The sequence below is a fragment of the Halanaerobium saccharolyticum genome (assembly GCF_003053565.1).
GTDB lineage: Bacteria > Bacillota > Halanaerobiia > Halanaerobiales > Halanaerobiaceae > Halanaerobium > Halanaerobium saccharolyticum_B.
In genome coordinates this window covers 1-1,726 of sequence record NZ_QAXS01000081.1, presented here as the reverse complement: position 1 = coordinate 1,726, position 1,726 = coordinate 1, and the positions used below count along the sequence as shown (strand labels likewise).

Here is a 1,726-nt window from a genome sequence, read left to right as displayed (position 1 = left end):
CGTTACGTCAAATCTAATAGTTTTTTTAAAAATATTAATAGTTATCATAATTGTCAGGATAGGAATTCGCATAAAATGCAGGAATCCCTCCCCCTGAGCTCGTAAATAGTAATTGAGAGATCACAACTCACTACACCCAGAAAGGAAGGGATCCTAAGTTATGATTTCTCGAAATTTACCTAATTTCCTGCTTAAACCTCTTATGAATTTTGTGCTTTTGGTATATCTCTTTTTCTCAAAACTCTTTCACGTAGACTTTGAACCCAAAGAAAAACTTGATGACAGTTATACTAAATTTAACAGTTTTGATGATCCACTACCTGATATTGAACCAAATTATCCTGATTATCAGGAGCTTCTGGCTGAAGCTAACGAAAACGGTGAACCAATTAAAGCTGTTAATCGCCGTAAACCCCTGACTATAGATGTAGATGGTTGCTCCAAATGTGGAGCTCCCAAAAAATATCTCTACAGCTATGGTCATGATCCAGATGGCTATCAGAAGTTTCAGTGCAAGGTCTGTGACCATCAGTGGGCTCCTGAAAAACCTGGGCAACCTAAAAATCACCCTACCTATCGCTGTCCCTTTTGCGGCTATGCTCTATCTAAAGAGAAAGAGCGTAAGCATTTTACCAAGTATAAATGCCGTAATGATGACTGCTCTAAATGGAAAAATGAACACAAAAGATATCGCTATAGAGCTTATGATTTTGATGTTGAAAACCTTGAGGTTTCAAGACCCGATAAAGAACCTGTTAACCTTGATCATTCCCAGTATGGGCAATTCATAATCTCTAAAGCTATGGACTTTTATGTCGGTCTTGGTCTTTCTTTAAGGCAGTCTAAAAGAGCTCTTAAACTGGCCTATGATGTTTCTCCATCAGCTCAGACTATCCAAAACTGGACTGTCTCTTTAGCCCACAGACTTGGTCCTAAAATTAAGGACCTTGATCTACCTTTATCTGGTATTGTTGCTGTTGATGAAACATATATTAAAATCAAAGGCAACTGGCATTATCTCTTTACTGCCATTGATGGTAAAAACGGCTGTATCATCGCTCAGCATCTCTCAAAACATCGAGATGCCAAAGGTGCAATAACAATCCTCAAAAGAATTATTGACCAATATCAGGGTCAGGATTTTGTCCTTGTTTCTGATATGGCACCAATCTATAGAACTGCTGTCCATGCTGCAAAGGCCTTTTTGAAGACCGATGTAGATCACAGACAGGTTAAAGGACTTTTCACTGATGACGATAATTCAGATGAGGTTTACAGACCCTATAAAAATATTATTGAGCGTTTCTTTGGCACCTATAAAGCTCATTACAAGCGTCATAAAAGCTTTAGTTCCTTTGATGGTGCTCTTGCTCACATAACTTTGTATCAGCTATATTTTAACTATATAAAACCTCATAGCTCTTTTGATAACAAGGCTCCTCTTGTTGTTGAAGATTCAAGAGGCCAGCCCATTAACTCCTGGGCTCAACTTATCAGGTGGATCAACAAAACTGATAAGTAACTAAATATCTTTACTGAGTAACTTTTCAGAAAATCATGTTTAAGTCTTTTAGATTTCTATATTTATCTAATTCCATTTTTTAGCATAATTTACATCTTCAAACTTTTGACATTCTGAAGATTTTTATTATAATTAAAATTAGTGATGCTCTATTACTATTTACTTACATTTTATGGTAACTATCATATTTCATTTGACGGTATC

At 36.3% G+C, this 1,726-nt stretch carries 1 protein-coding gene; it reads left to right on the top strand.

The window, feature by feature from the left end:
• The first annotated feature begins 160 nt into the window (after positions 1-160).
• Entirely contained in the window at positions 161-1,522 is a 1,362-nt protein-coding gene (locus C8C76_RS14935) for a DDE-type integrase/transposase/recombinase (protein ID WP_108143040.1), read from the top strand.
• Positions 1,523-1,726: the final 204 nt, after the last annotated feature.

Excerpts from the sequence above, each read along its gene's own strand:
- C8C76_RS14935 (WP_108143040.1), top strand. The coding sequence starts at position 161 with ATGATTTCTCGAAATTTACCTAATTTCCTGCTTAAACCTCTTATGAAT.